Source organism: Rhizobium sp. BK418 (genome assembly GCF_004341105.1).
Classification (GTDB): Bacteria; Pseudomonadota; Alphaproteobacteria; order Rhizobiales; family Rhizobiaceae; genus Rhizobium.
The window spans coordinates 488760-514363 of the sequence record NZ_SLZK01000001.1 but is presented as its reverse complement, the minus strand read 5'-3'; the positions used below and the strand labels follow the sequence as shown (position 1 = coordinate 514363).

Sequence of the window (25604 nt, the reverse complement as noted above, 5' to 3'; positions counted from 1 at the left end):
GGAGGTCGTGAGCCGACCTACATCAGGCACCGTTTCCGCAGCGCGAAAATCCGCACCTTCCCCCGCACCGTTTCGGAAGGTCCAGGTTTGAGGGCTGGTTACTCGCCTTCGCAGAAAAGCGCCCCTTTCCCGGCCACCACCGGCCTGATCTCTGTTCAGGCCAAGGATTCTTCGCCGGTCACTTGGCCGGGGCGCCGTCGCTGATACGCAGCTGGATGCGGCGCGAGCCCTGGTAATGCTCGGCACCGAGCGAGCCTGCAACATGCAGGTTGGCGCCGCGAGAATTGAGAAGCAGGTTGCCGAGCGGGGTTTCGGCGGCCCTGAAGGCGATGCCGTCGAGACGCGCGCCATCCATGGCTTCAAGGGTCACCTTCACATGCCGCTCGCCGACGAGGCGGGAATCACGCACACGATGCGCCGGCACGGCAAAGACCGGCTGGGAATGTCCAGAACCATAGGGACCGGCTGTTTCCAGACGGTCGATGAGCTCGATCGTTGCGCCGCTTGCGGCGATGGCACCATCGATTTTCAGCGTTTCGTTGGCGACAAGGGCGGCCACCGTCTTCTGCGCCTTCTCGGTGAAGAAAGCCCGTAGCAGGCCGAGCTTGCCACGCTCAACGGTCAGGCCGGCCGCCATGGCATGGCCACCGCCTTTGATGAGCAATCCTTCATCGACTGCCGATCGTACCATCCTGCCCATGTCGAAGCCATTGATCGAGCGGCCTGAACCGGTGCCCCTGCCCGACGGATCGAAGGCGATGGCGAACGCGGGACGCTTGAACTTCTCTTTGAGACGCGCAGCAATCAGGCCAACGATGCCAGGGTGCCATTTCTCATGCGCGGTGACGATGACGGAAGCGCCCTCGCCGTCTCCATATTCGGCAAGCGCTTCGGCCTCAGCCTCCTGCAGCATGATGGCTTCCATAGCCTGGCGCTCGCGATTGAGCTCGTCGAGACGCTGGGCGATGTCTTCGGCCTGCGCAGCGTCATCCAGCGTGAGCAGGCGGCTTCCGAGTGCCGCGTCGCCGATTCGCCCGCCGGCGTTGATGCGCGGGCCGATCAGGAAGCCGAAATGATAGGGTGTCACCGGCCCTGCCAGACCCGCTTTGCGGAAGAGTGCCGCAAGACCGGCATTGCTCTGGTGACGCGCAGCGACCAACCCCTTGACCACATAGGCGCGGTTGAGCCCTTTGAGAGGCACGACATCGCAGACAGTCGCGAGGGCAACGATATCCAGCCACTGAAGGAGATCGATCGCGAGAATGCGCTTGTCGCCAGCTTCGCGCAGCAGGCGCAGCGTCGCCACGAGCACCATGAAGACGACACCCGCCGCGCAGAGATGCCCCAGTCCGGAAAGATCGTCTTCGCGGTTTGGATTGACGAGGGAATGGCAGGGCGGCAGCTCGTGCGCCACCTGGTGGTGATCAATGACAACGACGTCGATGCTGCGATCCGCGGCAGCCGCCAGCGCCTCATGACTGGTGGAGCCGCAATCGACCGTTACGATCAGCCTCGCGCCGTTATCGATCAGCTGATTGATGGCAGTCGGATTGGGGCCATAACCTTCGAAGATGCGGTCGGGGATGTAGATATGCGCCTTGACGCCGAAATGCGTCAGGAAGCGATACATAAGCGCCGAGGATGCAGCGCCATCGACGTCGTAATCACCGAAAATCGCCACAGGTCCGCCCGCACGGATCGCTTCTGCAAGGCGCCTCGCAGCCTTTTCGCAGTCGGTTAGCCTGTGGGGATCGGGCATAAGGCTACGGATCGTCGGATCGAGGAATTCGACAGCCTCATCCACCGTCACGCCGCGCCCGGCGAGCACGCGGGCGATCAGGTCCGGCAGTCCGTGCATCTGCGACATGGCGAGCGCCCGGTTCTGCCCCGCCTGGTCGAGACGTGAAACCCAGCGATTGTCGAGTACGGATTTTTCGACCCCCAGAAAGGCGCGCGGTACCGGATCGACCAGATCTGCCATGCCAAACTCCGCTTTCATCATCTGCCCTTTTTACAGATGCGGACCGGATAGCAAAGCGGTGATTTCAGGCCTGTGGATTACCAGAAAATGGCCCAGATGACGAAGCCGATGATAAGCACCTGGACGAAGACGATCGAGAGCAGGATCAGGAGTGTCGCCCAATTCCGCCCCCGCTGCCCCTCGCACTCAAGGGCTGCTCTAAGCGCCGGATCAGCCGTGGGCAAGCCGGCTCGCGGACTCTCGATCTCCGTTCGAACATGATCATGCGTATGCTCTATATTCCTCAACCCACGACTCCAGCCGCTCCCAGGTTGAATATATCTATATCTGCACAGCTGTTAATATATTTTTTGGCAAAGTGCTTTGATTAACAACAGAAAACCTGTCCGGCCGACTCCAGATGGGCTTACCTGCTCCACACTGAAACAAAGCGTCAGGTTTCTTCCTTCGGGCGTTCGATGCGGATGACCTGCGGCTCTCCAACGAGGTAGCCCTCTTCCTTGATTGCGGCGACAGCCTTGCGCACGGAATCCTCCATCGTCGCATGGGTGACGAGGATGATCGTCTGGTGGTGCGACGGCGCCAGATGCTGTTTGGAACGCTGGACGATCGATTCCAGCGAAATGTGGTTTTCCGCCATGCGCGTGGCGACACTGGCGAAAACGCCAGTGCGGTCGAGAACGGTCAGGCGGATGAAATAGCCTCCCTCGTGGCTCTGGATCTGTGCCTTGCGATAAGGCTCCAGCGATTTCGCCGGATGGCCGAGGGCGGGAACGCGCTGGGCGCCGGGCTGGCTCTTGGCGATGTCGGCGATATCACCCAGCACCGAGGATGCTGTGGCATTGCCGCCGGCTCCCGGGCCAACCATCAGGAGTTCACCGAGGATATCAGATTCGATTGCGACCGCATTTGTGACACCATCGACCTGGGCGATGACCGAATCGACGGGCACCATGGTCGGATGCACGCGCTGCTCGATGCCGGTATCCGTGCGCTGGGCAACACCAAGCAGCTTGATGCGGTAGCCGAGATCAGCTGCCGCGCGGATATCCTCGATCGAAATATTGGTGATGCCTTCGAGATAGATATCGTCTGCAGCGATCCTGTTGCCGAAGGCGAGCGTCGTGAGGATCGAAAGCTTGTGGGCGGTGTCATTGCCTTCGATGTCGAAGGCCGGATCAGCCTCGGCGTAACCGAGACGCTGGGCTTCCTTCAGGCAATCGGCAAAAGACAGGCCTTCCTTCTCCATCTTGGTGAGGATGTAGTTGCAGGTGCCGTTCATGATACCGTAGACGCGCGAGATCGTGTTGCCCGTCAGCGATTCACGCAGCGCCTTGATAACAGGGATACCGCCGGCGACAGCCGCTTCGAAGTTCAGGAGCGAACCCTTTTCCTCGGCGATCGTTGCGAGATCGACGCCGTGATAGGCAAGCAGCGCCTTGTTGGCAGTCACCACATGGAGACCGCGGGAAAGAGCCGTGCGAACGGCGATGTTGGCAGCACCTTCAGCGCCGCCGATCAGCTCGACGAAAACGTCGATATCGGCCTTCTCGGCCAGTTCTTCAGGACGCTCGTACCAGGTGATGCCGGTCAGATCGATGCCACGGTCCTTCGTGCGGTCGCGCGCCGAAACTGCCGTAATCATCATCGGGCGGCCGCAGGTGACTGCAAGTTCGTTGCTCTTCTGCTCGATGATGCGAACAAGCGAGGCACCAACGGTACCCAAGCCCGCAATGCCGATTTTGAGGGCATCTGCCATGGATCGATCCTGAAATGTCTGGTGAGAGACAGCCGCAGATTCTGCGGCTGTCTTCAAGGTTGGAATTAACGGTGGGCGTTGAGCGAGATGACGTTGTGCATCGTCTCGTCTGCCGTCGACATGAACTTCTTGATGTTGCGCGCAGCCTGACGGATGCGGTGTTCGTTCTCGACAAGCGCCAGACGGACGTAGTCGTCACCCTGCTCGCCGAAGCCGATACCGGGGGCCACGGCGACGTCGGCCTTCTCGACCAAGAGCTTCGAAAATTCCAGCGAGCCGAGATGACGGAACTTCTCCGGGATCTTCGCCCAGGCGAACATGGTGGCAGCCGGCGGTGGTACTTCGAAACCAGCCTTGCCGAAGCTTTCGACCATGACATCCCGACGGCGCTTGTACACGTTGCGGACTTCCGCAATGTCGGATCCGTCGCCGTTCAGAGCGTGGGTCGCCGCAACCTGAATCGGGGTGAAGGCACCATAATCGAGGTAGGACTTCACGCGCGTCAGCGCCGCAATCAAGCGTTCGTTGCCGACTGCGAAGCCCATGCGCCAGCCGGGCATGGAGAAGGTCTTGGACATGGAGGTGAATTCAACCGTCACATCCATTGCGCCCGGAACCTGCAGAACCGACGGTGGCGGCTCGCCATCGAAATAGATTTCCGAGTAAGCGAGGTCCGAAAGCACGATGATGTCGTGCTTCTTCGCGAAGGCCACGACCTCCTTGTAGAAGTCGAGGGTTGCCACGAAAGCCGTCGGGTTCGACGGATAGTTCAGGATGAGCGCCAGCGGCTTCGGGATCGAATGACGTACGGCGCGCTCGAGCGGCGGGAAAAAGCTTTCGTCCGGCTCGACCGACATCGAACGGATCACGCCGCCGGCCATCAGGAAGCCGAAGGCATGGATCGGATAGGTCGGGTTCGGGCAGAGAATGACGTCGCCCGGCGCGGTGATCGCCTGCGCCATATTGGCGAAGCCTTCCTTGGAGCCGAGAGTGGCGACCACCTGCGTGTCCGGATTCAGCTTCACGCCGAATCGACGGGCATAATAGGCAGCTTGGGCACGGCGCAGGCCGGGAATGCCCTTGGAAGACGAATAGCGATGGGTGCGCGGGTCCTGGACGACTTCGCAGAGCTTGTCGACGATCGCCTGGGGCGTCGGAAGGTCAGGGTTCCCCATGCCGAGATCGATGATATCGGCCCCGCCCGCTCGCGCGCTCGCTTTCAAACGGTTGACCTGTTCGAAAACGTAAGGCGGCAAACGCCGGACTTTGTGAAACTCTTCCATCTCTTTCCCCATGGAAATGCGGCTAGTCGACCGCGTCGAAGCTCGTTCCGTCTCCCGGCATCTGCGATACGAGCTTCAGACTCGCAGCGCCGTATTCCTCTTGAACTCAAGCTGCGCGGCAAATCTTTGACGGAGAGGCCGCGCGTGAAGCGCATTATCGGGAAAATTGAATCTTCCGATCCATCCGGAAGGCTTTGCGTCCAAATCGCCTTAAAGGCAAGGCTTATTTGGTGATTTCAGAGAGCGTGTCGGCCCCATGCTCGGCGGCCAGCTTTCGCATCTCGGCAACGCGGCGCTGATATTCCGCTTCCGAGATGGTGCCTGCCCGACGCTTGGCGCTAAGGGCCGTCAGCTGATGCTGAAGTTCGGCCGCCTGCTCGTCGCTCATCTGCACGTTGGCGGCCGTCAGCGGAGCGCCGAATGTCGGATAACCATCCGGCGCCTTGTTGAGACCGCCTTCGACGGGTTCGCCCTTGGAGGCCGGCATGACAACTGCAGTCGGCGCAGCCATACGCTGGGCGAAAGCCTTCTTCTCCTCGGCGGTCTTGTTGCACCCGGCAAGCGCGAAGGCCGTGGCCGCGGCCGCCGCGCAGATTGCTGCGGTGCGGGTGAAGGTCGCGATTTGCCCAATGCCTGTCGTCGTCATGCCTGATGATCCAATCCTGCCTGCTTCGACTGTTAAATTCGTCGCAGCGACAAAGCAATAGCATGAGAGCGGGCGAGCGGAACTTGTTTTCTTCAACGCAGCAGATGTACAACGAATAAACAATGGGTGCTGCCGCCGGAGGAAATGCGTGACCGACAGCAAACAGGAGAATGGTGCCAAGCTGGGTTTCGACGCCAAGGATCTCGATCCCTATCTCCTGAAGGATCCTGAGGCCATGGCAATGAACTTCGCCCGCGCTCTCGAAAACCTCGGCAAGGCAGCTTCGGCGTGGCTCGCCCCACGCGAGCGCGGCGAAATCTCCGATACGGTCGTCGAGCCCGTCACCGACATGGTGAAGACGCTCTCCAGGGTGACGGAATACTGGATCTCCGATCCACGCCGCACGTTCGAAGCGCAGACGCAGCTCATGACCTCCTTCTTCGGCATCTGGATGCGCTCGATGCAGCGCATCCAGGGCGAGACGGTCGAACGGGAGGTCGAGCGCAAGGACAAGCGCTTTGCCGATGAGGACTGGCAGAAGAACCCCTTCTTCGAATTTCTAAAGCAGGTTTATTTCGTCACCGCTGACTGGGCTGAAAAGCTCGTTGCCGAAACCGAGGGACTGGACGAGCACACGAAGCACAAGGCCGGCTTCTATGTGAAACAGATCACAGCCGCGCTCTCGCCCACGAATTTCGTGATCACCAATCCGCAGGTCTACCGCGAGACCATAGCGACCAGCGGCGAGAATCTCGTGCGCGGCATGAAGATGCTGACCGAAGATATCATTGCCGGCCACGGCGAATTGCGGCTACGCCAGACCGATATGACCAAATTTGCCGTCGGCCGCGATATGGCGCTGACGCCGGGCAAGGTAATTGCTCAGAATGAGATCTGCCAGATCATCCAGTATGAGCCGTCAACGGAAACTGTGCTGAAGCGGCCGTTGCTGATCTGCCCGCCGTGGATCAACAAGTTTTATATTCTCGATCTCAACCCAGAGAAATCCTTCATCAAATGGTGCGTGGATCAGGGACATACCGTCTTCGTTATCTCCTGGGTCAATCCCGATAGCCGTCATGCTCTCAAAGACTGGACTGCTTACGCAAGGGAAGGCGTCGATTTCGCGTTGGAGACGGTGGAGAAGTCGACCGGTGAGAAAGAGGTCAACGCCATCGGCTACTGCGTCGGCGGCACGCTACTCGCTGCCACGCTGGCCCTGCATGCGCAAGAGAAGAACAAGCGTATCAAGAGCGCGACGCTCTTTACCACGCAGGTCGATTTCACCCATGCTGGCGACCTCAAGGTCTTCGTCGACGAGGAGCAGCTTCAGGCATTGGAAGCGCATATGCAAGAGCTCGGCTATCTCGACGGGTCGCGCATGTCGACGGCCTTCAATATGCTCCGGGCGAGCGAGCTCATCTGGCCCTATTTCGTCAACAATTATCTGAAGGGCCAGGAACCCCTGCCCTTCGACTTGCTGTTTTGGAATGCCGATTCTACGCGCATGGCAGCGGCCAATCATGCCTTCTACCTGCGCAACTGCTATCTCAGGAATGCGCTGACAAGGGATGAGATGGTCCTCGACGGCAAGACCATCTCGCTGAAAAACGTCAAAATCCCGATCTACAACCTTGCGACGCGCGAGGATCATATTGCGCCGGCCAAGTCTGTCTTCCTCGGCAGCCAGTTCTTCGGCGGTAAGGTGCAGTTCGTCGTCGCTGGCTCCGGCCATATTGCAGGCGTCGTCAACCCGCCCGACAAGAACAAGTACCAGTTCTGGACCGGTGGTCCGGCCAAGGGCGACTATGACGCCTGGCTTGCCAAGGCAAAGGAAACGACAGGCTCCTGGTGGCCGCACTGGCATGCCTGGATCGAAGCGCAGGAAAACAAGCGCGTTGCGGCGCGCAATCCCGGCGGCACTGCGCTCAATGCCATCGAGGAAGCTCCCGGCAGCTATGTGATGGCGCGGAGCTGACACCGAATCGCCTCTCACCGAGCGACGATAATCGGGCAGCTGCCCGCCTTTGAAAAATAGCTTTTGCTAAAATATTCCGTCTCTTTTTGCGACAATCGAAGCCGAACGCCGCGCCTGTAAACCAATTGGAAACCATAGTTCGTCATCCTTAAGAAACGGTCGCATGACGCGGAAAGGCCCAAATTCGGCCTTTTTGGGCAGTTAGCGGCTCCGGCATTGATCAGTTGTCAGTGTTGCCGGCCTGCGTAGCGAGTTCTGGAAGACGAGTAGAGTATGGCGTTTGCAGTAGGGACGTTCAATGACGTCGCCCCTTTTGGCGGATCCGCTGTTCGTTTGGGCAGATCTCGCAGCTTTCTTACCGGCATCGCAATCGCCGGACTTTTGACCTCCACGTGGCTTATCGGCACTGTTGCAACGATGCAATCCGTGTCGGTGCCGTTCTCCTCACAAAAGGAGATTGCTCGCGTCACGGCGGCACCGAGGGCAACACCTGTTGCCGTCGTGCATAAGCGCCTGATCCACGTGAACAAAGCGTCACGCCTGGCGGCATTCGATGCCAAGCCGGTTGTGCCTCTGACGGCACAGTTGATCCAGTCGCATGCCGAGAAGACATCGGCTGCCTCGAATGCAGCCCTGGCGCTTGCGAAGACCAACCGTCTGCCCGTTGCCGTCGCGCAACTTCAGCCGGTTGCCGTCTCCGATAATCCGCGCTTCCACAAGGAAGACACGCTAAAGGCGCCGGCAACCGTCGTCGAGACCGCTTCTGCCGACGATGATGCCGACCGGATCATCATTCCGTCCAAGGAAGCTGTCGCTGCCGCAGAAATGCCGGCCATGCTCGCCCTTGCCGAAGCCGGACCCCGTGTAATGCCTGCTCCCATCGAGCCGACGCCGGTCAACCGCGCTGCCGCTCCTACCGCCGATAAACCGACAGAGGTGGAAGTTGCCGAGGCAGACGGCAGTCCACAGCCTTTCGATTTGGTTCTTGCACCCGATGAGGATTCCGTACCGCTGCCGATGGCGCGGCCTGACGGCCTCGTCGGCAAACCGGCGCCGGCCTCCAGGGGTTCTCAGCGCGCGGCTGAGCCTGTGCTTGCCTATGCCAAGCCGAATTCGCCGATCGAGGATGACGACGACGATGCCGTGCCGCGCTATGACAAGCCGGTCTTTTCACCGCGCCTGCGCGCCGGTGTCGCGATATACGACATCGAAAACGCTACCGTCTATTTGCCGAACGGCGAGCGGCTGGAGGCCCATTCTGGTCTGGGAAAGATGCGTGACAATCCGCGCTATATTGATCAGAAGATGCGCGGACCGACGCCGCCGCACACCTATAACCTGACGATGCGTGAAGCTCTGTTCCATGGCGTCGCGGCCATTCGTCTAACACCGGTGCAGGGTTCGGACGCGATCTTCAACCGCGTCGGTCTGTTGGCGCACACCTACATGCTTGGCAAGAACGGCGATTCCAACGGCTGCGTTTCCTTCAAGGATTATAAGCGCTTCCTCGCCGCCTACAGGCGCGGCGAAATCCGCCAGCTCGTCGTTGTGCCGCGGATGAACAACAAGCCGGCTTCGACACTCGCTTCGCTCTTCTCCTCGCGCTCCTAAAGATTGTCCGCGAGGAAATCGGCAAGCGATCGGCTCTCCGCCGAGAGGCGCAGCTTTCCCCTGACAAGCGCAAGTTCGGAGGCCGGTTGCGGATCGAACCCGTCGACCGCGGCAAGCTGGCGATGTTCCGGCAGGACCGCATCCGACGGCAGCAGGCTTATGCCAAGGCCGGAAGCAACTGCGGCCTGAACGCCCATCAAACCCTGGCTCGTATAGGCGATGCGCCAACGCCGACCACTGCGCTCGATGAAGCGGATCGCCCGTTCACGATAGATGCATCCCACAGGAAAAACCGCAAGCGGCACCGTCGCATCCTTGATGGGCCGGCTCATGCTCTCGACCCAGACCAGCTCCTCCGTCCAGCTGGCCAGACAGGCGCCATCGCCAGGTTCTCGTTTGATCAGTGCCAGATCGATGTCACCGGCGTCGAGAAGGCGGCGAAGCGCTATGCTCCATCCGCTGACGGTGTCGAGCCTTATGTGCGGCGAGGCAGCCGAAAAGCCGGAGAGAAGATCGATAAGCCTGCGGCCGGCAAAGTCCTCGGGAACACCAAGGCGCACGGTCTTGGGTGCAGAGGGCTTACGCATGACGTCCATCGCCTCTTCCGCCGTCGCCAACAGACGCCGCGCATAACTCAAGAGCACTTCACCCTCTTCCGTCGTCTGGACGCCGCCGGTCGACTTGTCCCGCAAGAGCAGGCTGTGGCCGATATTAGCCTCAAGTTTCTTGATCTGCTGACTGACAGTGGACTGGGTCAGATGAATGCGCTCTGCCGCACGCGTAAAGCCGCCGGAGTCGACCACGACCGCGAAGGTGCGAAGAAGATCGAGGTCGAAAGCGAAGCTCATTCGATTTTCCAATGCCAATGATTTCGACATTTAATTTCTCAATGAGCTGCATCTTTGTCAACATGAGGCAAATCATGGAGACGAGAGATGACACTTCCCGGAAACCGGCCGACCTGGCTGACCTTCGATTGTTACGGTACGCTGATCCAATGGGATGAAGGGCTGCTCGCCGCCATGGATGCGATCCTGTCCGCCAAGGGTGGCGACATCGACCAGACCGCCTTCATCGCCGTCTATGATCGCCATGAACACGAGTTGGAAGAGCAGAAGCCGCACCGGTCCTTCAAGCAGGTGGCAGCGCTTGCGCTCGAGTTGGCAATGAGAGAATTCGGACTGCCGTTCGATCCTGCCGATGCCGATCTTTTGACGTCCTCGATTGGCGGGATGCCACCCTTCCCCGAAGTCGTCGCTACGCTCGGCAAGTTGAAAGGGGCCGGTTTCCGCCTTGCCATCATTTCCAATACCGACGACGCGATCATTGCCGGCAATGTCGCCCAGCTCGGCGGCTTTGTTGACCGGGTGATCACCGCGGAACGGGCTGAAGCCTACAAGCCGTCGCCACAGATCTTCCGGCATGCCTGGAAGACGCTCGGCATTGGCATGGATGATCTCGTGCATATCTGCGCGAGCCCGCATCTTGACCTTGCCGCGGCGCGCGAACTCGGTTTTCGTACGATCTGGGTGGATCGCGGCACCGGCCGCAAGCCGCTCAGCGACTACCGCCCCAACGAAATCGTGCCGACGCTCGACAAGGTACCTGGCCTATTTGCCGCAAACGGCTGGATGTAATTGACGCTATTGGAGACAAGACATGGCCCATGAACTGAACCTGGCGACGGGACATCAGACGACCCTGCGAAACCTGCCGCTCGATACGGAAGAAATCTGGCAGGCACGTGTCGAGCTGGCAGCGTGCCTCAGGATGGCTGCGCGGCTCGGGCTCGAGGAAGGCATCTGCAATCATTTCTCCGCCGTCGTGCCAGGCCATTCAGATCTCTTCCTGGTCAACAGGCTTGGCTGGGCCTTTCAGGAGGCCACCGCCTCGTCGCTGTTGATCTGCGATTTCGAAGGCAATGTCGTCGCTGGCGACGGTGTGCCTGAAGCAACCGCCTTCTTCATTCATGCCCGCCTGCACAAGATGTCTCCACGCGTCGGTGCAGCGTTCCATACCCACATGCCGAATGCCACAGCGCTCAGCATGGTCGAAGGTGACCCCTTCGTCTGGGCCGGACAGACGGCCCTGAAATTTTACGGCCGTGTCGCCGTCGATGAAAACTATAACGGACTGGCGCTCGATGAGCGCGAAGGCGACAGGATTGCCACGGTACTCGGTGACAAGGACATCCTGTTCATGAAGAACCATGGCGTGATGGTCTGCGCACCCAATATCGCCGAGGCCTGGGACGACCTCTACTACCTGGAGCGTGCCGCGGAGGTTCAACTTAAGGCGATGAGCACCGGGCGGTCGCTGATCTCCGTGCCGACCGAAATTGCCGAACAGGCGGCCAGGCAGATGCGCGAAGGCGATCCTGAAAGTGCGCGCCTGCATCTCGAAAGCGTCAGACGCGTCCTCGACCGGCAAGCGCCGGAATATCGGACCTGAATCGTGCCTATTTCAGCCAGGCGCCGATGCGCTCCAACGCCTCGGCGATCTCGGCCTCCGAACCAGCGTAAGACATACGCAGGGTGCGCGGCCCTTCAACCGGGTCGAAATCGAGGCCAGGCGTGGCGGCGACATTGATCTCCGCCAACATGCGCCGTGCGAAGTCCATGCTGTCATTGGTGAAGCGCGAGACATCGACATAGGCGTAGAATGCACCGTCCATCGGTGACGCGGTCGCAAGGCCCATCTTCGGCAGGCGGTCGAGCAGCAGGTCGCGGTTGGCGGCATAACTTGCCTTGACGCCATCCAGCTCGTGGCTGGCACCAAGCGCGGCGGTAGCGGCGATCTGCGAAAGCTCCGGCGGAGAGATATAGAGGCTCTGGGCGACACGCTCGATCGGACGCGACAGCCGCTCAGGCAGCACCATCCAACCGATGCGCCAACCGGTCATGCAGTAATATTTGGAGAATGAGTTGATGACGATCGCCTCATCCGTCAGCTCCAGCGCGCTCGTCTCTTCCCCGGCAAAGGTCAGGCCGTGATAAATCTCATCCGAGATGAAGGCGATGTCGTTGGCGTCGCAGTAGATAGCAAGTGCTTTCAGGCCTTCGCGGCCGGTCACCGTGCCGGTGGGATTTGCCGGGCTTGCAAGCAGCACGCCCTTCAGCTTGACGCCCTTTTGCGCCTGGATCGCTTCGAGGCTTTCTGGCGTCAATGTGAAATGCGTTTCTGATGTGACGGGCACTTCGACCACATCAAGGCCAAGGGCACCGAGGATGTTGCGGTAGGCGGGATAGCCCGGCCGGGCGATCGCGACGGCATCGCCAGCGTCGAAAAGCGACAGGAAGGCGAGATTGAAAGCAGCCGACGAACCGGTGGTGATCGCAATACGCGCAGGATCGATCTCAAGACCGTGGCGGTCGCGATAGTGCTTGGCAAGCCCGTGTTTCAACTGGGCTGTGCCGAGCGCATCCGTGTAACCGAGCCTCCCTTCGACAAGCGCGGCGCGGGCGGCTTCAAGGGCTGCTTGAGGTGCTGGATGCGAGGGCTGGCCGACTGCCATGGAAATGACAGGGTGACCGGCCGCTCGTCGTTTCGTCGCTTCGGCCAGAACATCCATGGCGTGGAACGGTTCGACTTCGCTGCGTTTCGAGATGGAAAACAAGATCACTTCCTGAGTAGCTCAAACTAACGGCCAGACAATTGCCGCAATAATCGGCTCATCACAATCCCGCGAGGGCTTGGATCGGAGGAAAATTCCTGTTTGATGGCGGCCCGACGCGCCGTACTTTGATCCGACGCATCCAAGCCCATTAACCCGGCGATGGTATTTCCGCTTCGAGAATCCATCAGCCGACGACGAGGATACCATGGCCTTCTTCTCCAAAACGCTCACTGCGCTCGCGCTTGCAGCCTCCATCGTCCTTCCAGCTCAAGCGTTCGCATTCGATGATCAGCAGAAGAAGGAACTTGGCGAATTCATCAAGCAGTATCTGATCGAAAATCCGGAGATCATGCTCGACGTGCAGGACGCGCTGCAGAAGAAGCAGCAGATGGCCCAGCAGGTGAAGGCCACCATGGCGATCGAGAACAACACCGACGGCATCTTCGATTCCAAATATGACGTGACGCTCGGCAACCCGAAGGGCGATGTCACGGTCGTCGAGTTCTTCGATTATAACTGCACCTATTGCCGCCACGCCCTGCCCGACATGCAGGCGCTGTTGAAGCAGGACAAGAATGTCCGCTTCGTGCTGAAGGAATTCCCGATCCTCGGCCCGGATTCGGTTGCCGCGCACCGCGTGGCCGATGCTTTCCGCCGGCTTGCGCCGGAAAAATACGGTGATTTCCACGTCGCACTGCTCGGCAGCGATGGCCGCGCCTCCGAAGACACCGCAATGCAGGTCGCCTCTTCCCTTGGCGTCAGCGAAGACAAGATCCGCGCTGAGATGAAAAAGAACCCGAACGACGATATCGTACAGACGACCTATCAGCTTGCGGCGAATCTCGGCATCAGCGGCACACCGTCCTATGTGATCGGCACCGAAATGGTGCCCGGCGCCGTCGGCCTCGACGATCTCGAAGCCAAGGTGAAGAACATGCGGGCCTGCGGCAAGACGAGTTGCTAACCGCCTGATCGCGCGGAGCGTGAATTGCGGCTCCAGCCAGCACCCGATCAGTATGTATAACCTCCTGAACGGCATTACGCAGAACTCTCACGTTCTGCGGACGGAAGACTTCGGCTTGTCCAAAGCTGGCCGAGGTTTTCGGTCACAACTCGGTTGGGGCTTTGAAACAAGTAATCGCCTGAAAGCTAGTTGAAAGCTTCAACCCCATAGAAAAAGGCAGCATCGTGGAGGAGACACGGTCAAGGTGACGAGACGACGATGCATTTGGATCATCAGGAGGAGATTTCCATGCGTTCTTCACGCAGCCTTTTTCACACCGTCGCTTTTTCCGCTCTTCTTGCCGCGTCATCCTTTGTTGCGAGCGGCGCAAACGCAGCCGACAAGATCACCATCATGGTCGGCGGCTATGAGAAGCAGATCTATCTGCCCGCCAAGCTCGCCGAATCGCTCGGCTACTTCAAGGACGAAGGACTCGATGTCGAGCTGCTGAACGAAGCGGCCGGCGTCGATGCCGAAAACCAGCTTCTGGCCGGCGCCGTCCAGGGCGTCGTCGGCTTCTACGATCATTGCGTTGACCTGCAGGCCAAGGGCAAGTTCGTCGAATCCATCGTCCAGTTCAGCCAGGCACCGGGCGAAGTAGAGATGGTCTCGAGCAAGCATCCCGAGATCAAGTCGCCGGCCGATTTCAAGGGCAAGAGTCTCGGCGTCACCGGTCTCGGCTCGTCTACCAACTTTCTCACTCTCTTCATGGCGTCCAAGGCTGGCCTGCAGCCGGGCGACGTCGTCACCGTCCCGGTCGGCGCCGGCGGCACCTTCATCGCCGCCATGCAGCAAGACCAGATCCAGGCCGGCATGACGACCGAGCCGACGATCTCGCGCATGGTCAAGACCGGCGAGGCAAACGTTCTCGTCGACATGCGCACCGTGGAAGCGACCCGCCAGGCACTCGGCGGCACCTACCCGGCCGCCTCGCTCTATATGGAAACCGCCTGGGTCGATGCGCATAAGGACGAGGCTCAGAAACTCGCCAATGCCTTCGTCAAGACACTGAAATACATCAACACGCATTCTGCCGCCGATATCGCCGACAAGATGCCGAAAGATTTCTACGTCGGTGACAAGGACGGCTATATCAAGGCTCTCGACGAGGGCAAGGGCATGTTCACGCCAGACGGCGTCATGCCGGAAGATGGTCCAAAGACCGTGCTTGCCGTGCTCTCGGAGTTCTCCAAGAACGTGAAAGGCAAGCAGATCGACCTTTCCAAGACCTATACGACGGAATTCGTCAAGAACGTCAAGTAAGGCCGTCGCGCTGCTTCCGGCTCAAATCGGAAGCGGCGTCCGTTCGATCATGGGCATCGCGTGCACGCGCCCTGAAAGCACGCCTCAGGTTTCACCATGCAACAGGACAACAACCAGATTCCGGCGATCGAGCTGATCAATGTCAGCCGTCGTTTCGTCTCGCCAACCGGCAAGTCGCTGACAGCCTTGCGTGATTTCAACATGACAGTTGCCCGTGGCGAGTTCGTCGCCGTCGTAGGCCCGACCGGCTGCGGCAAATCGACGACGCTCAATCTCGTGACAGGCCTCGCCCGCCCCTCGGCCGGCGAAGTTCGCCTCATGGGCGGACCGATCACCGGCATCGACCCGCGTGTCGGCTTTGCCTTCCAGACGGATGCGCTCTTTCCCTGGAAGAACGTCATCGAGAACGTCATGGCCGGCCCGCTGTTTCGCGGCAAGTCGCGCACCGAGGCAGAAAAAAGCGCCCGCGATTGGCTCGCCCGCGTCGGTCTTTCGAAGTTCCTCCATCACTACCCCCATCAGCTGTCAGGCGGCATGCGCAAGCGGGTCTCGCTGGCGCAGACCTTTATCAATGAGCCGGAAATCCTACTGATGGACGAGCCCTTCTCGGCGCTCGACGTGCAGACCCGCACGGTCATGCATGAAGAACTGCTGAAGCTCTGGGCCGAACGCAAGGCTTCCGTGGTCTTCGTCACCCACGACCTCGAAGAGGCCGTGGCGCTTGCTGACAAGGTCTATGTACTCACTGCTGGCCCTGCCACGGTCAAGTCGGTCTACCCGATCGATCTTCCCCGCCCACGCGTCGTTTCGGAGATCCGCTACGAGCAGAGCTTCATCGACTACTGCAAGACGATTTGGGAGGACCTGCGCGAAGAGGTCGAAACCAGCTACCGCCGCGCAAGCGAAGCGGCTTGACGGGAGGATATCATGGCACACACGACTTTCGAGGCCGGTTCGGCCACCCTGTTTCGCCCGGGCACCTCAGATGCCGAGATCGAAGCCTCCGCAATGAAAGCGATACGCCGGCGCAACACGCTCGTGCGCTTCTGGCAGATCGCTATCCTGGTCTTCGTCATCGGCATGTGGGAGCTCTCTTCCAACATGCAGTGGATCGATCCGTTCTTCTATTCCAGCCCAAGCGGCGTGCTTCAACGCCTTTACGAATGGGCGACCGAAGGCACGACGGAAGGCTCACTCTGGTATAATCTTTGGGTGACGATGGAAGAGGCGCTGATCGGCTTCTTCGCGGGCTCGATCACCGGCGTCTTCGTCGGTATCGGCCTCGGCCGCAACCGTTTCCTGTCGGATATCTTCTCCGTCTACATCAAGGCCATCAACTCGATCCCGCGCGTCGTGCTTGCGCCGATTTTCATCATGATCATGGGTCTGGGCCTGCCGTCCAAGGTGGCGCTCGCCTTCATCATGGTCTTTTTCGTCGTCTTTGCGAACGCCTTCCAGGGCGTGCGAGAAGCCGACCGCAACATGATCGCCAATGCACGAATCCTTGGTGCTTCCGACTGGCAGGTCACGCGTACGGTCGTCATTCCCTCGGCGATGAGCTGGATATTTGCAAGCCTGCACGTTTCTTTCGGCTTCGCCATCATCGGCGCAATCGTCGGCGAATTCGTCGGTGCCCGCTTCGGCATCGGCCAGCTCATCTCGATCGCCAAGGGCACGTTCGACGCGGCCGGCATGTTCGCAGCGATCCTACTTGTCATGGTCGTCACGCTCTTTGCCGAGTTCATCATGACGCTGATCGAGAACCGTCTTGCGAAATGGCGTCCGCAACAACACATAGACACGCAGTAAAACGATCGTCGTCCTCCCAAGGCAGATCGAACGAAGCGAAGGCCGGGCTAGTAGTTGCCCGGCCTTCTTTCATTTCTGACTCGGTTGTTTTTCAGGCTTGGCTTCATTTGATCGGGAGTCGCACGGTAACGACGAGACCGCCGCCGTCGGCTTCCGAGAGCGTGACATTACCGCCAGCACCATCGACAACTTCGCGAACGATGGAAAGACCGAGACCGCTCCCCTCGGCTTCTGTCCCGATGATCCGGTAGAATCGCTCGAAGACCTGCGCACGCTCGGCCTCCGGAATGCCCGGTCCATTGTCTTCGACCGTGACGATCGCCTGCCCGTCCGCCTGTCTCACCGCAACGGTGACCCGGCCGTTCGGGCGAGTATACCGGATCGCATTGTCGATGAGGTTGACCAGCATTTCGCGCAACATCGTCCCGTCGCCTTCAACGACGACAGGGCCGTCTGCTTCGAGACCTACATCGATATAACGCCTCAGCGCCTCCTCGGCATACACCTCCAGGATTTCGCGAGCCGCCCTGCTCAAATCGGTCGCGTCGGCCCGCGGCCGGCGGCTTCCCGGTTCTGCGCGCGACAAGGTCAGAAGCTGGCTTGCGAGACGCGAAATCTGCCTGGTGCTATCGCGCAGGGCGGCAAGCGCCTCATCGCGGCGATCGGCATCCTTCTCGCGTGCGGCAACACTTGCCTGCGTCGATATCAGCGCGAGAGGTGTACGCAGCTGATGAGCGGCATTCGACACGAACCGGCGTTGCGCCGCCATTTGGCCCTGGACGCGCTCCATATGATCGTTCAACGCGTGGACCAGCGGTTGGAGCTCCGTCTGCACCATCTCGGGCGGCAGGGGATCAAGGCGATTGCGGCCGCGCTCGCGCACGGCATCCCTTAGCCTGAGGGCCGGGGCAAGGCCCCTTTGAAGCCCGAGTATGGTGACGAGGCTCGCGACGAAGACGAGGATGAACTGTTTCGAGAAATCGGAAAGCCAGAGCTGCCGTCGCATGGCGTACTGGCTATTGTGCGTGACCGCGACCGTAACGGAGATTGCGCCATCGCCCGGCAGGCCGACGACCGGATGGTCGAGCATCATGATACGGACGTCGGCGCCGTGGAATATTCGATCCTCGCCGACACGCTGGATAGCCGGCAACGGCATGTCGGGAAAGCCGCTCACCAGGCTGCCCCATGGCGTTATGACCTGATAGAAAACACGATCGCCAAAGCCGGTATCGAACATTTCGAGCGCGGCAGGCGGTACGTCCACCTGCGTGTTACCACCCTCATCGACACGGACAGCCTCTGCGATCGCGCGGGCCGAAGCCAGGAGCGTCCGATCTGTAACGAGCTTTGCCGTCGCATCCGCCGTCCAGAAGCTGTCGTAGAGATTGAAACCAATAGCTCCGAACAAGGTGAGCAGAACCCAGCAGAGCAGTTGCACCCGAAGACTTTTGCTGAGTTGAACGACGGTCGCACCGACCTTCTGGAGCAAGCTACTGGACATATCTGAGCAAGTAACCAAGCCCGCGCAAAGTTGCGATCTGAACCGAGCTGCCTTCAAGCTTTTTTCGAAGCCTATGGACGTATATCTCGATGGCGCTCGGGTCAGCCTCATCATCGAAACCGAACACGCCTTCGGACAGAGCGGCTTTGGAAACGGTAGTACCTGCCTTCATCACAAGCTGTTCAAGGACGCCATATTCCCGCGGCGTCAGTTGCAAAGGCTCGCCCGCGACGAAAAACTGCCGCGTGCCTCCCGAGAAAAGCAAATCGCCGATGACGATCTCGGACGATGCCCGGTCCTGCCCGCGGCGTACGACCGCACGGATCCGTGCTTCAAGCTCCGCGATCTCGAAAGGCTTGGCGAGATAATCGTCGGCGCCGCTGTCCAACCCACTCACACGGCCATCCAGGCTCGCATTCGCCGTGAGGATAATGACCGGCAACTTGCTGCCTGATTGCCTCAGCCTTTTCAAGAGCGTCAGTCCGTCAAGCTTCGGCAGCGAAAGATCGAGGATCATCGCGGAGTATTCGGCCACCTTCAGCATATGCTCGGCGTCCTCGCCGTCATGGGCAATATCGACCGCATACTGTGCCTGCCGCAGGGCTTTACCCAGCCAGGCCGCAAGATCCTTGTTGTCCTCCACCACGAGCAGTCTCATTCGTTCTCCTTAGCACGCGGAAGCAGTGTGCTGAAGCTCGGAGCTTCGCCGTTCGAACCGGATGCACGATTGCCTCGCCGCCAGGAAGTATCCGGCGATGGCCCCTCCCACCCAGTTCAACAGATCGCATTGCCAAACCTCTCCCAACGAACGCTTCGGGGAGCGCTCATCAATTCGCCTGAATCGAAGCGTTTCAGCCATGTGGACAAACATAGCCCGAGGTTTGCTGCCGATTCTGTAAGGGCTTTCAATAAGCCCGCGCGGAGTCTATAGGTGGCGCTCGCGCATTCCCGTGCCTTTGCCGCCGAGAGGCTGCCACAGGGCACGATGAATACAGTGAACCGCGTGACGGTTGCCTGATCCAGAGAGGATCCAGAGCCGGTGCGCCAAACGGAACATTCGATGACGCAAACGATTTTTGTCCTGAACGGGCCCAACCTGAATATGCTGGGCAAACGAGAACCTGGCATATATGGCGGCAAGACGCTCAAGGACATTGAGACGGACTGCAAGGCCGCAGGCCGCGAACTCGGTTTCGACATCGATTTCCGCCAAAGCAATCACGAGGGCACGCTTGTGGACTGGTTCCACGAAGCGGATGAAAAGGCCGTCGGCGTTGCCATCAATGCGGGCGCCTATACGCACACGTCGGTCGCGCTACATGATGCTATCCGCGCCATTTCCATTCCCGTCATCGAGCTGCATATATCGAACGTGCATGCTCGGGAGGAATTCCGCCACAAGTCAATGATCGCGCCGGCGTGCAAGGGCGTAATCTGCGGCTTTGGGCCTTACAGCTACATCCTGGCGCTCAACGCGCTGAAGAACATCACAGCATAAAAAGAAGACAGGGCAACACTCATGGCTGAAAAGAAATCCGGTATCGATCAGGCACTGATCCGCGATCTTGCCAACATCCTGAAGGACACGGATCTAACTGAGATCGAGGTCGAGCAGGAAGATCTGCGTATCCGCGTTTCGCGTGCAGGCACGACCCAGTATATCCAGGCGCCGATCGCAGGCCCTGCCTATGCAGCGCCGGCTGCGGTTGCAGCAGCTCCGGCTACGGCGGCTGCCCCGGCTGCGACGGCAGGCCGTAACCCGGCGAACACGGTCAACGCGCCGATGGTCGGCACAGCCTATATGGCACCGGCTCCCGGCGCGAGCCCGTTCATCGAAGTCGGCGCCACGGTCAAGGAGGGCCAGACGCTGATCATCATCGAAGCGATGAAGACGATGAACCAGATCCCCTCGCCGAAGTCCGGCAAGGTCACGGAAATCCTCGTCGAAGACGGTTCGCCCGTCGAATACGGCCAGCCGCTCGTCGTCATCGAATAAGGCTTCAGCCATGATCTCGAAGATCCTCATAGCCAACCGCGGCGAGATCGCCCTTCGCGTGCTGCGCGCCTGCAAGGAGCTCGGCATTGCAAGCGTGGCCGTGCATTCGACGGCCGATGCAGATGCCATGCATGTGCGCCTTGCCGACGAAAGTGTGTGCATCGGCCCGCCGCCGTCGCGCGAAAGCTATCTCAACATCCATCAGATCGTCGCGGCGTGCGAAATCACCGGCGCTGACGCCGTGCATCCGGGCTACGGGTTCCTGTCGGAAAATGCCAAGTTCGCCGATATTCTCGAAGCCCACGGCATCACCTTCATCGGCCCGACGGCTGAACATATCCGCATCATGGGCGACAAAATCACTGCCAAGACCACCGCGTTGGAACTCGGCATTCCAGTCGTTCCGGGCTCCGACGGTGAAGTGAAGACCGAGGAGGATGCGCTGAAGACGGCTGCTCTGATCGGCTATCCGGTGCTGATCAAGGCGACGGCCGGCGGTGGCGGGCGCGGCATGAAGGTTGCCAAGACCGAAGCAGATCTGATCGTGGCCTGGTCGACGGCCCGCACGGAAGCGCTTGCCGCTTTCGGCAATGACGCCGTGTATATGGAAAAGTACCTCGAAAAGCCCCGCCATATCGAAATCCAGGTATTCGGCGATGGCGAGGGCAATGCGATCCATCTCGGCGAACGCGACTGCTCGCTCCAGCGCCGTCACCAGAAGGTCTGGGAAGAGGCAAATTCTCCTGCCCTCAATGTTGAACAGCGCATGAAGATTGGCCAGATCTGCGCCGACGCCATGAAGAAATTGAAATATCGCGGTGCCGGGACTATCGAATTCCTCTATGAAAATGGCGAGTTCTATTTCATCGAAATGAACACCCGTCTGCAGGTGGAGCATCCAGTAACGGAAGCGATCACCGGCATCGATCTCGTGCATGAGCAGATCCGTGTCGCCTCCGGCGGCGGTCTTTCGGTCACGCAGGATGAAGTAAACTTCCATGGCCATGCCATCGAATGCCGTATCAATGCCGAGGATGCACGCACCTTCGTGCCCTCGCCCGGCACGATCACACATTTCCACGCACCGGGTGGCCTTGGCGTACGCATCGATTCGGGCGCCTATCAGGGCTATAAGATTCCGCCTTATTACGACAGCCTCATCGGCAAGCTGATCGTCCATGGTCGTACACGCGTCGAATGCATGATGCGACTACGCCGTGCGCTCGATGAATTTGTCGTTGACGGGATCAAGACAACGCTGCCACTGTTCCAGGATCTCGTTTCCAACCAAGATATCGCCAATGGCGACTACGATATCCATTGGCTGGAAAAGTATCTCGAGGACAGCAAGCCGGCGGCATAGGACAGGAATGGCGGGAGTGCGCAGGAAATCACCGGGCATTACCCCTGAGATTCTCCTGCGCGCCTATTCGATTGGCCTCTTCCCAATGGCCGAATCCGCAGACGACCCTGAGATCTTCTGGGTCGAACCTGATGTCCGCGGTGTCTTGCCGCTCGACGAGCGTTTTCACGTTTCCAAAAGCCTTCGAAAGACGATCCGTCGGAAGCCATTCGATATCCGCTTCAACAGCGATTTCGATGCTGTCATTGTTGCTTGCGCACAGGAGACATCCGATCGTCCGAGCACCTGGATCAACGAAACCATCAAGACCCTCTATTCTGCCCTGCATCGAATGGGGCACGCCCATTCGGTCGAAGCCTGGGACGATGAAGAACTCGTCGGCGGGCTCTACGGCGTTTCGCTTGGTTCGGCTTTCTTCGGAGAGAGCATGTTTTCACGGCGAACCGATGCTTCGAAGATCTGTCTCGTTCATCTGGTAGAGCGTCTGCGAGAAAAGCACTTCACGCTGCTCGACACGCAATTCACGACAGAGCATCTGAAGACGTTCGGAGCAATCGACGTGCCCAAGGCGGATTATGCTCTGCTGCTCGCCGAGGCGATGGAATCACCGCACCTGCAGTTTTAAGGTTGAATATTTCATCCTTACGTTGATTTTTCGGTCGAACTGATTAAGGTCGAAATACATTGGAGGATGGAATTTTGAAGCGATATTTTGCGGCAGCACTGCTTTTCGCCCTGGTTGCCAGCGTGGCCAATGCCCGCCCCTACCGGGAAATGTTTCCGAACAAGACCGATTTTTCCGATGAGGAAAAGCAGGTTCTGGGAAAGCTCGATTTCCAGCAAGGAGCGATCAGGCTGCCGGCTGCCAAGGCGACACTGAACGTCCCCGCTGGCTTTTATTACCTCAGCTCCGAAGATACGAAGACGGTGCTCGTCGATATCTGGGGAAACCCTCCGGGGTCGGCTGCTGATGCGCTCGGTATGTTATTTCCTGCACAATATGCCCCGACTGAGGCTGGCGCATGGGGTTCGGTGATCGAATACAGCGCAGATGGCTACGTGTCGGATGCCGACGCACAGACGATCGATTATGATGAGCTGCTGCAGAACATCAAGGATTCGATCGCCGAGAAAAATGCCGAGCGACAGAAGCAGGGCTTTCCCACAGTTACCCTCTTCGGGTGGGCCTCTGCCCCGCATTACGACCAGTCCGCGCATGCCTTGCACTGGGCGCGCGATCTGCTGTTCAATGAGAACGGAAACGCGCAGCATACGCTGAACTATTCCGTTCGCACGCTGGGCCGTGAAGGCGTATTTCAGTTCGATTTCGTTGCGGGCCTCGAACAGCTGAAAGAGATCGAGACTGCCATTCCTTCCGTGACGAAGCTCGTGCAGTTTGACAAGGGAATGGCCTATAACGATCACGTGGATGGCGACAAGATCGCTGCCTACGGGATGGCGGGGATGATCGCAGCAGGCGCCGGTGCCAAGGTTGCAGCAAAGGTCGGTCTGCTGGCAATCGCTGCTGCCTTCCTCAAAAAGGCGTGGATCCTGGTATTTGTGGTATTCGGCGGCGCGGTGAGCTTTGTGAAGAGGCTCTTTACGGGCAAGAAAACGCCCAACGCATAAATTACAGCCTGTGGTGTGTCGCATTGAACAGGTGTCGTGCGAAACGCGGCCCGCCGATCATCTCGCCGAAATATCTTGGGCCGAAAGTGGCTGATGCCGCGCCTCCGCTTTTACTTTACGCCGGCGCTATCCGGCGGAGGGACATCTGAGTTCTGCTTGCAATCCTTCAGCCACACGTCGTAGATCGGATGCTCGACGGCGTTAAGGCCGGGGCTGTCGGCAAACATCCAGCCCGTAAAGATTCGGCGGATCTTGCGGTCCAGCGTGATCTCATCGACTTCGACGAAACCGTCAATCTTCTGGGCTTCCGACTGGTCGCGCGAATAACAGGCCTTCGGCGTCACCTGCAGGGCGCCGAACTGGACCGTTTCGTTGACATAGACGTCGAAGGTTGTGATACGCCCAGTGATCTTGTCCAGGCCGGAGAAGACTGCGACTGGATTGTCGATGCGAGCCGCGTTTGCCGGAGTGGAAAGAAGCCCGGCGGAAAGCGCCAACAGCGATACAGTTCCCGCAGCCGGCAGGACCATGTTTCGCAGGGAAAGCTTCATATCTACCCGTCTCCAGCACGTATCAGGTTCATGGCCGCAGCAATTGCGGCCACCCTGCGGGTAAAGGTCAATTGTGGCCAAAGCGCGGGGCGGGCCCCCGCAATCCAATGCTTGATGCTCAGTTGCCCGGCGTCCACGCGTCGTAGTCGCCGGTTACGCGCGGACGTTCGCCGGTCGCAGCCAGAGAACCCGGAGGGCGGTAAGCCTGCGGCGAACCCGTCGGGTTCGCGCGGTGCGGCTTCTGCCATTCCCTGGCAACGTAATTTTCCTTCGACGGCGGAACGTCGGTGCGGTGATGCATCCAGCCATGCCAGCCCGGAGGAATGGCGGAGGCCTCCGCATAACCCTTGTAGATCACCCAACGCTTCGGCAGGCCGTAAGAGGAAAGACCGCCTTCATAATAGACATTGCCGAACTCGTCTTCACCGACGCGCTTGAAACCGCGAAGGGCGAACAGCGTGCCAAAAGTGTAGTTGTTCCACCAGGTGAAGGTGTGCAGAAGGAACTTCATCATGTCTTTATCCTCGTGGCCGCAGGACGCGGACGAAAGCAGATAGGCTTTTCCGCTTATGCCGCCGCCAAGCCGAATTGTCCAGTGATTCCCGCCTAAACTCGGGTCATTTCAGAGCCATCTTGAAACCGAGATGCGACGGTTTGAAACCCAGCCTTTCATAGAAACGATGGGCGTCCTTACGCACTGCATTCGATGTCAGCTGGACGAGCCGCACGCCGCGACTTTTCGCCTCGGCAATGGCAAATTCGATCATCTGAGCACCGATGCCCTGCCCCCGCATATCAGCCCGGGTCTGCACGGCCTCGATGATCATGGCGGATGAACCGCGCGCGTTGAGCGAGGTGGTGACAATTGTCTGAAAGGTGCCGACGACATCACCATCCCGTTCGGCGACATAAAGCATCTGATCGGGCGAGGCTGCGATCGCCGCAAAGGCGCGGGCGTATTCCGGATAGGCCTCTGGATCGGTCGTATCCCCATGGCCACCGAGCGGATCGGCAGCAAACATGGCGATCAAAGCCTGCAGATCGGCTTCACGCGCCTGGCGGATGATGATGTCACCGAATGTCATATCAGTGGAGCTCGAGCGCCTTTTCGAAAACCAGCGTCGGAATACCGGATTGGCCGGGACCGCTGTTCTCGTTGCGGCCGGCTTCGACGAAACCGAGCCGTGTGTAGAAATGGACGGCTTCGTGATTCTGAACCTCCACTTCCAGCCGCATGATCTCGGCATCCGGAAAGCAGGTTTCGAGCTCGGCGAAGATATCGCGGCCGATGCCCTGGCGCTGCAAATCCGGCTTCACATAGAGAAGGTGCAGCATGACTGTCTTCGTCATCTCGGATGACATCGCTGCATAACCCATGCCGCCGATATCCCGGCCGTCGTCGGCAACGAGGAATTCGGCATTTTTCTTCGTGAGCCGCGCCTTCAGAGCCGCCGGCGAAAAGAGATTGGCAACGAGTTCGTTAACTTTTGCGACGCCATGGCCGGCGTCATAGACAGCATGGAAACTCTCGACCAGCAGGGCGCGGACTTTTTCCAGATCGCGCTCGCTGGCCGTACGGACGAAATAAACCAAGACCTTCTCCTTGCGGCAT

General features: G+C 59.4%; 25 protein-coding genes. 13 read left to right on the top strand and 12 right to left on the bottom strand.

Annotation, left to right across the window (positions count from 1 at the left end):
- Positions 1 to 178: 178 nt before the first annotated feature.
- The 4 genes from recJ to EV281_RS02565 all read right to left on the bottom strand — a co-directional run bounded on the left by recJ (position 179) and on the right by EV281_RS02565 (position 5669).
- The gene (gene recJ / locus EV281_RS02580) at positions 179 to 1981 is read right to left on the bottom strand and encodes a single-stranded-DNA-specific exonuclease RecJ (protein ID WP_132651373.1); all 1803 of its coding nucleotides are present in this window, start codon (positions 1979 to 1981) and stop codon (positions 179 to 181) included.
- A gap of 433 nt (positions 1982 to 2414) precedes the next feature.
- The gene (locus tag EV281_RS02575; protein WP_132651372.1) at positions 2415 to 3740 is read right to left on the bottom strand and encodes a homoserine dehydrogenase; all 1326 of its coding nucleotides are present in this window, start codon (positions 3738 to 3740) and stop codon (positions 2415 to 2417) included.
- A gap of 65 nt (positions 3741 to 3805) precedes the next feature.
- The gene (locus EV281_RS02570) at positions 3806 to 5023 is read right to left on the bottom strand and encodes an LL-diaminopimelate aminotransferase (protein WP_132651371.1); all 1218 of its coding nucleotides are present in this window, start codon (positions 5021 to 5023) and stop codon (positions 3806 to 3808) included.
- 223 nt (positions 5024 to 5246) lie between these two features.
- Positions 5247 to 5669, bottom strand: coding sequence for a hypothetical protein (locus tag EV281_RS02565; protein WP_132651370.1), 423 nt, complete (start codon positions 5667 to 5669; stop codon positions 5247 to 5249).
- A gap of 148 nt (positions 5670 to 5817) precedes the next feature.
- On the opposite strand from EV281_RS02565, the gene phaC reads away from it, so the two are divergent.
- The gene (gene phaC, locus EV281_RS02560; protein ID WP_132651369.1) at positions 5818 to 7647 is read left to right on the top strand and encodes a class I poly(R)-hydroxyalkanoic acid synthase; all 1830 of its coding nucleotides are present in this window, start codon (positions 5818 to 5820) and stop codon (positions 7645 to 7647) included.
- Between the two features lie 273 nt (positions 7648 to 7920).
- The gene (locus EV281_RS02555) at positions 7921 to 9258 is read left to right on the top strand and encodes a tlde1 domain-containing protein (RefSeq protein WP_132651368.1); all 1338 of its coding nucleotides are present in this window, start codon (positions 7921 to 7923) and stop codon (positions 9256 to 9258) included.
- Here the strand turns inward: EV281_RS02555 and EV281_RS02550 are convergent.
- Positions 9255 to 10106, bottom strand: a complete 852-nt coding sequence (locus tag EV281_RS02550; protein ID WP_132651367.1) for a LysR family transcriptional regulator — start codon at positions 10104 to 10106, stop codon at positions 9255 to 9257. The two genes, EV281_RS02555 and EV281_RS02550, sit on opposite strands and share 4 nt — an antisense overlap.
- 87 nt (positions 10107 to 10193) lie before the next feature.
- On the opposite strand from EV281_RS02550, the gene EV281_RS02545 reads away from it, so the two are divergent.
- Positions 10194 to 10895, top strand: coding sequence for a haloacid dehalogenase type II (locus EV281_RS02545; RefSeq protein ID WP_132651366.1), 702 nt, complete (start codon positions 10194 to 10196; stop codon positions 10893 to 10895).
- 22 nt (positions 10896 to 10917) lie between these two features.
- Positions 10918 to 11709: an aldolase gene (locus EV281_RS02540; RefSeq protein WP_132651365.1), complete on the top strand. Its 792-nt coding sequence runs from the start codon at positions 10918 to 10920 to the stop codon at positions 11707 to 11709.
- A 7-nt stretch (positions 11710 to 11716) separates the two neighbouring features.
- Here EV281_RS02540 and EV281_RS02535 read toward each other — a convergent pair whose 3' ends face one another.
- Positions 11717 to 12874 (bottom strand): aminotransferase class I/II-fold pyridoxal phosphate-dependent enzyme, encoded by a 1158-nt coding sequence (locus EV281_RS02535; protein ID WP_132651364.1) that lies wholly within the window; start codon positions 12872 to 12874, stop codon positions 11717 to 11719.
- 205 nt (positions 12875 to 13079) lie between these two features.
- Here EV281_RS02535 and EV281_RS02530 point away from each other — a divergent pair, with 205 nt between their 5' ends.
- The 4 genes from EV281_RS02530 (at position 13080) to EV281_RS02515 (ending at position 16949) form a co-directional block, all read left to right on the top strand.
- On the top strand, positions 13080 to 13838 hold the full coding sequence (locus EV281_RS02530) for a DsbA family protein (protein WP_132651363.1): 759 nt from the start codon (positions 13080 to 13082) through the stop codon (positions 13836 to 13838).
- A gap of 288 nt (positions 13839 to 14126) precedes the next feature.
- Positions 14127 to 15140, top strand: coding sequence for an ABC transporter substrate-binding protein (locus EV281_RS02525; RefSeq protein WP_132651362.1), 1014 nt, complete (start codon positions 14127 to 14129; stop codon positions 15138 to 15140).
- A gap of 96 nt (positions 15141 to 15236) precedes the next feature.
- Positions 15237 to 16055, top strand: a complete 819-nt coding sequence (locus tag EV281_RS02520) for an ABC transporter ATP-binding protein (protein ID WP_132651361.1) — start codon at positions 15237 to 15239, stop codon at positions 16053 to 16055.
- A 12-nt stretch (positions 16056 to 16067) separates the two neighbouring features.
- Positions 16068 to 16949, top strand: a complete 882-nt coding sequence (locus tag EV281_RS02515; RefSeq protein WP_132651360.1) for an ABC transporter permease — start codon at positions 16068 to 16070, stop codon at positions 16947 to 16949.
- A gap of 103 nt (positions 16950 to 17052) precedes the next feature.
- On the opposite strand, the gene EV281_RS02510 is transcribed toward EV281_RS02515, so the two are convergent.
- Positions 17053 to 18453 (bottom strand): sensor histidine kinase, encoded by a 1401-nt coding sequence (locus EV281_RS02510; protein ID WP_132651359.1) that lies wholly within the window; start codon positions 18451 to 18453, stop codon positions 17053 to 17055.
- Positions 18443 to 19111, bottom strand: a complete 669-nt coding sequence (locus tag EV281_RS02505) for a response regulator (protein WP_132651358.1) — start codon at positions 19109 to 19111, stop codon at positions 18443 to 18445. The genes EV281_RS02510 and EV281_RS02505 overlap by 11 nt, the downstream gene beginning before the upstream one ends.
- A gap of 402 nt (positions 19112 to 19513) precedes the next feature.
- Here EV281_RS02505 and aroQ point away from each other — a divergent pair, with 402 nt between their 5' ends.
- The 5 genes from aroQ (at position 19514) to EV281_RS02480 (ending at position 23441) form a co-directional block, all read left to right on the top strand.
- Entirely contained in the window at positions 19514 to 19951 is a 438-nt protein-coding gene (gene aroQ / locus EV281_RS02500; protein WP_132651357.1) for a type II 3-dehydroquinate dehydratase, read from the top strand.
- Positions 19952 to 19972: 21 nt separating this feature from the next.
- Positions 19973 to 20449 carry an acetyl-CoA carboxylase biotin carboxyl carrier protein gene (gene accB, locus EV281_RS02495; RefSeq protein ID WP_132651356.1) on the top strand — a complete coding sequence of 159 codons (477 nt, stop codon included), beginning with the start codon at positions 19973 to 19975 and terminating at the stop codon, positions 20447 to 20449.
- A gap of 10 nt (positions 20450 to 20459) precedes the next feature.
- Positions 20460 to 21812: an acetyl-CoA carboxylase biotin carboxylase subunit gene (gene accC, locus EV281_RS02490; protein ID WP_132651355.1), complete on the top strand. Its 1353-nt coding sequence runs from the start codon at positions 20460 to 20462 to the stop codon at positions 21810 to 21812.
- A 7-nt stretch (positions 21813 to 21819) separates the two neighbouring features.
- Positions 21820 to 22437, top strand: coding sequence for a leucyl/phenylalanyl-tRNA--protein transferase (gene aat, locus EV281_RS02485; protein WP_132651354.1), 618 nt, complete (start codon positions 21820 to 21822; stop codon positions 22435 to 22437).
- A gap of 74 nt (positions 22438 to 22511) precedes the next feature.
- Positions 22512 to 23441, top strand: coding sequence for a DUF2167 domain-containing protein (locus EV281_RS02480; protein ID WP_132651353.1), 930 nt, complete (start codon positions 22512 to 22514; stop codon positions 23439 to 23441).
- A gap of 110 nt (positions 23442 to 23551) precedes the next feature.
- Here the strand turns inward: EV281_RS02480 and EV281_RS02475 are convergent, their stop codons facing one another.
- The 4 genes from EV281_RS02475 to EV281_RS02460 form a co-directional block, all read right to left on the bottom strand.
- Positions 23552 to 23992 (bottom strand): DUF2155 domain-containing protein, encoded by a 441-nt coding sequence (locus tag EV281_RS02475; protein ID WP_132651352.1) that lies wholly within the window; start codon positions 23990 to 23992, stop codon positions 23552 to 23554.
- 118 nt (positions 23993 to 24110) lie between these two features.
- Positions 24111 to 24506 (bottom strand): NADH:ubiquinone oxidoreductase subunit NDUFA12, encoded by a 396-nt coding sequence (locus EV281_RS02470; RefSeq protein ID WP_132651351.1) that lies wholly within the window; start codon positions 24504 to 24506, stop codon positions 24111 to 24113.
- Positions 24507 to 24609: 103 nt separating this feature from the next.
- Positions 24610 to 25077, bottom strand: coding sequence for a GNAT family N-acetyltransferase (locus EV281_RS02465; protein WP_132651350.1), 468 nt, complete (start codon positions 25075 to 25077; stop codon positions 24610 to 24612).
- A gap of 1 nt (position 25078) precedes the next feature.
- Positions 25079 to 25585, bottom strand: coding sequence for a GNAT family N-acetyltransferase (locus EV281_RS02460; RefSeq protein ID WP_132651349.1), 507 nt, complete (start codon positions 25583 to 25585; stop codon positions 25079 to 25081).
- Between the last annotated feature and the right edge of the window lie 19 nt (positions 25586 to 25604).

Bases quoted from the DNA above. Each gene is read 5' to 3' on its own strand.
- EV281_RS02505 (WP_132651358.1), bottom strand. From the start codon at position 19,111: ATGAGACTGCTCGTGGTGGAGGACAACAAGGATCTTGCGGCCTGGCTG.
- EV281_RS02510 (WP_132651359.1), bottom strand. From the start codon at position 18,453: ATGTCCAGTAGCTTGCTCCAGAAGGTCGGTGCGACCGTCGTTCAACTC.
- EV281_RS02565 (WP_132651370.1), bottom strand. From the start codon at position 5,669: ATGACGACGACAGGCATTGGGCAAATCGCGACCTTCACCCGCACCGCA.
- accC (WP_132651355.1), top strand. From the start codon at position 20,460: ATGATCTCGAAGATCCTCATAGCCAACCGCGGCGAGATCGCCCTTCGC.
- EV281_RS02520 (WP_132651361.1), top strand. From the start codon at position 15,237: ATGCAACAGGACAACAACCAGATTCCGGCGATCGAGCTGATCAATGTC.
- EV281_RS02540 (WP_132651365.1), top strand. From the start codon at position 10,918: ATGGCCCATGAACTGAACCTGGCGACGGGACATCAGACGACCCTGCGA.
- EV281_RS02555 (WP_132651368.1), top strand. From the start codon at position 7,921: ATGGCGTTTGCAGTAGGGACGTTCAATGACGTCGCCCCTTTTGGCGGA.
- EV281_RS02570 (WP_132651371.1), bottom strand. From the start codon at position 5,023: ATGGAAGAGTTTCACAAAGTCCGGCGTTTGCCGCCTTACGTTTTCGAA.
- EV281_RS02465 (WP_132651350.1), bottom strand. From the start codon at position 25,077: ATGACATTCGGTGACATCATCATCCGCCAGGCGCGTGAAGCCGATCTG.
- EV281_RS02550 (WP_132651367.1), bottom strand. From the start codon at position 10,106: ATGAGCTTCGCTTTCGACCTCGATCTTCTTCGCACCTTCGCGGTCGTG.
- aroQ (WP_132651357.1), top strand. From the start codon at position 19,514: ATGACGCAAACGATTTTTGTCCTGAACGGGCCCAACCTGAATATGCTG.
- aat (WP_132651354.1), top strand. From the start codon at position 21,820: ATGGCGGGAGTGCGCAGGAAATCACCGGGCATTACCCCTGAGATTCTC.
- EV281_RS02545 (WP_132651366.1), top strand. From the start codon at position 10,194: ATGACACTTCCCGGAAACCGGCCGACCTGGCTGACCTTCGATTGTTAC.
- EV281_RS02530 (WP_132651363.1), top strand. From the start codon at position 13,080: ATGGCCTTCTTCTCCAAAACGCTCACTGCGCTCGCGCTTGCAGCCTCC.
- accB (WP_132651356.1), top strand. From the start codon at position 19,973: ATGGCTGAAAAGAAATCCGGTATCGATCAGGCACTGATCCGCGATCTT.
- EV281_RS02525 (WP_132651362.1), top strand. From the start codon at position 14,127: ATGCGTTCTTCACGCAGCCTTTTTCACACCGTCGCTTTTTCCGCTCTT.
- EV281_RS02575 (WP_132651372.1), bottom strand. From the start codon at position 3,740: ATGGCAGATGCCCTCAAAATCGGCATTGCGGGCTTGGGTACCGTTGGT.
- EV281_RS02515 (WP_132651360.1), top strand. From the start codon at position 16,068: ATGGCACACACGACTTTCGAGGCCGGTTCGGCCACCCTGTTTCGCCCG.
- recJ (WP_132651373.1), bottom strand. From the start codon at position 1,981: ATGGCAGATCTGGTCGATCCGGTACCGCGCGCCTTTCTGGGGGTCGAA.
- EV281_RS02470 (WP_132651351.1), bottom strand. From the start codon at position 24,506: ATGATGAAGTTCCTTCTGCACACCTTCACCTGGTGGAACAACTACACT.
- EV281_RS02475 (WP_132651352.1), bottom strand. From the start codon at position 23,992: ATGAAGCTTTCCCTGCGAAACATGGTCCTGCCGGCTGCGGGAACTGTA.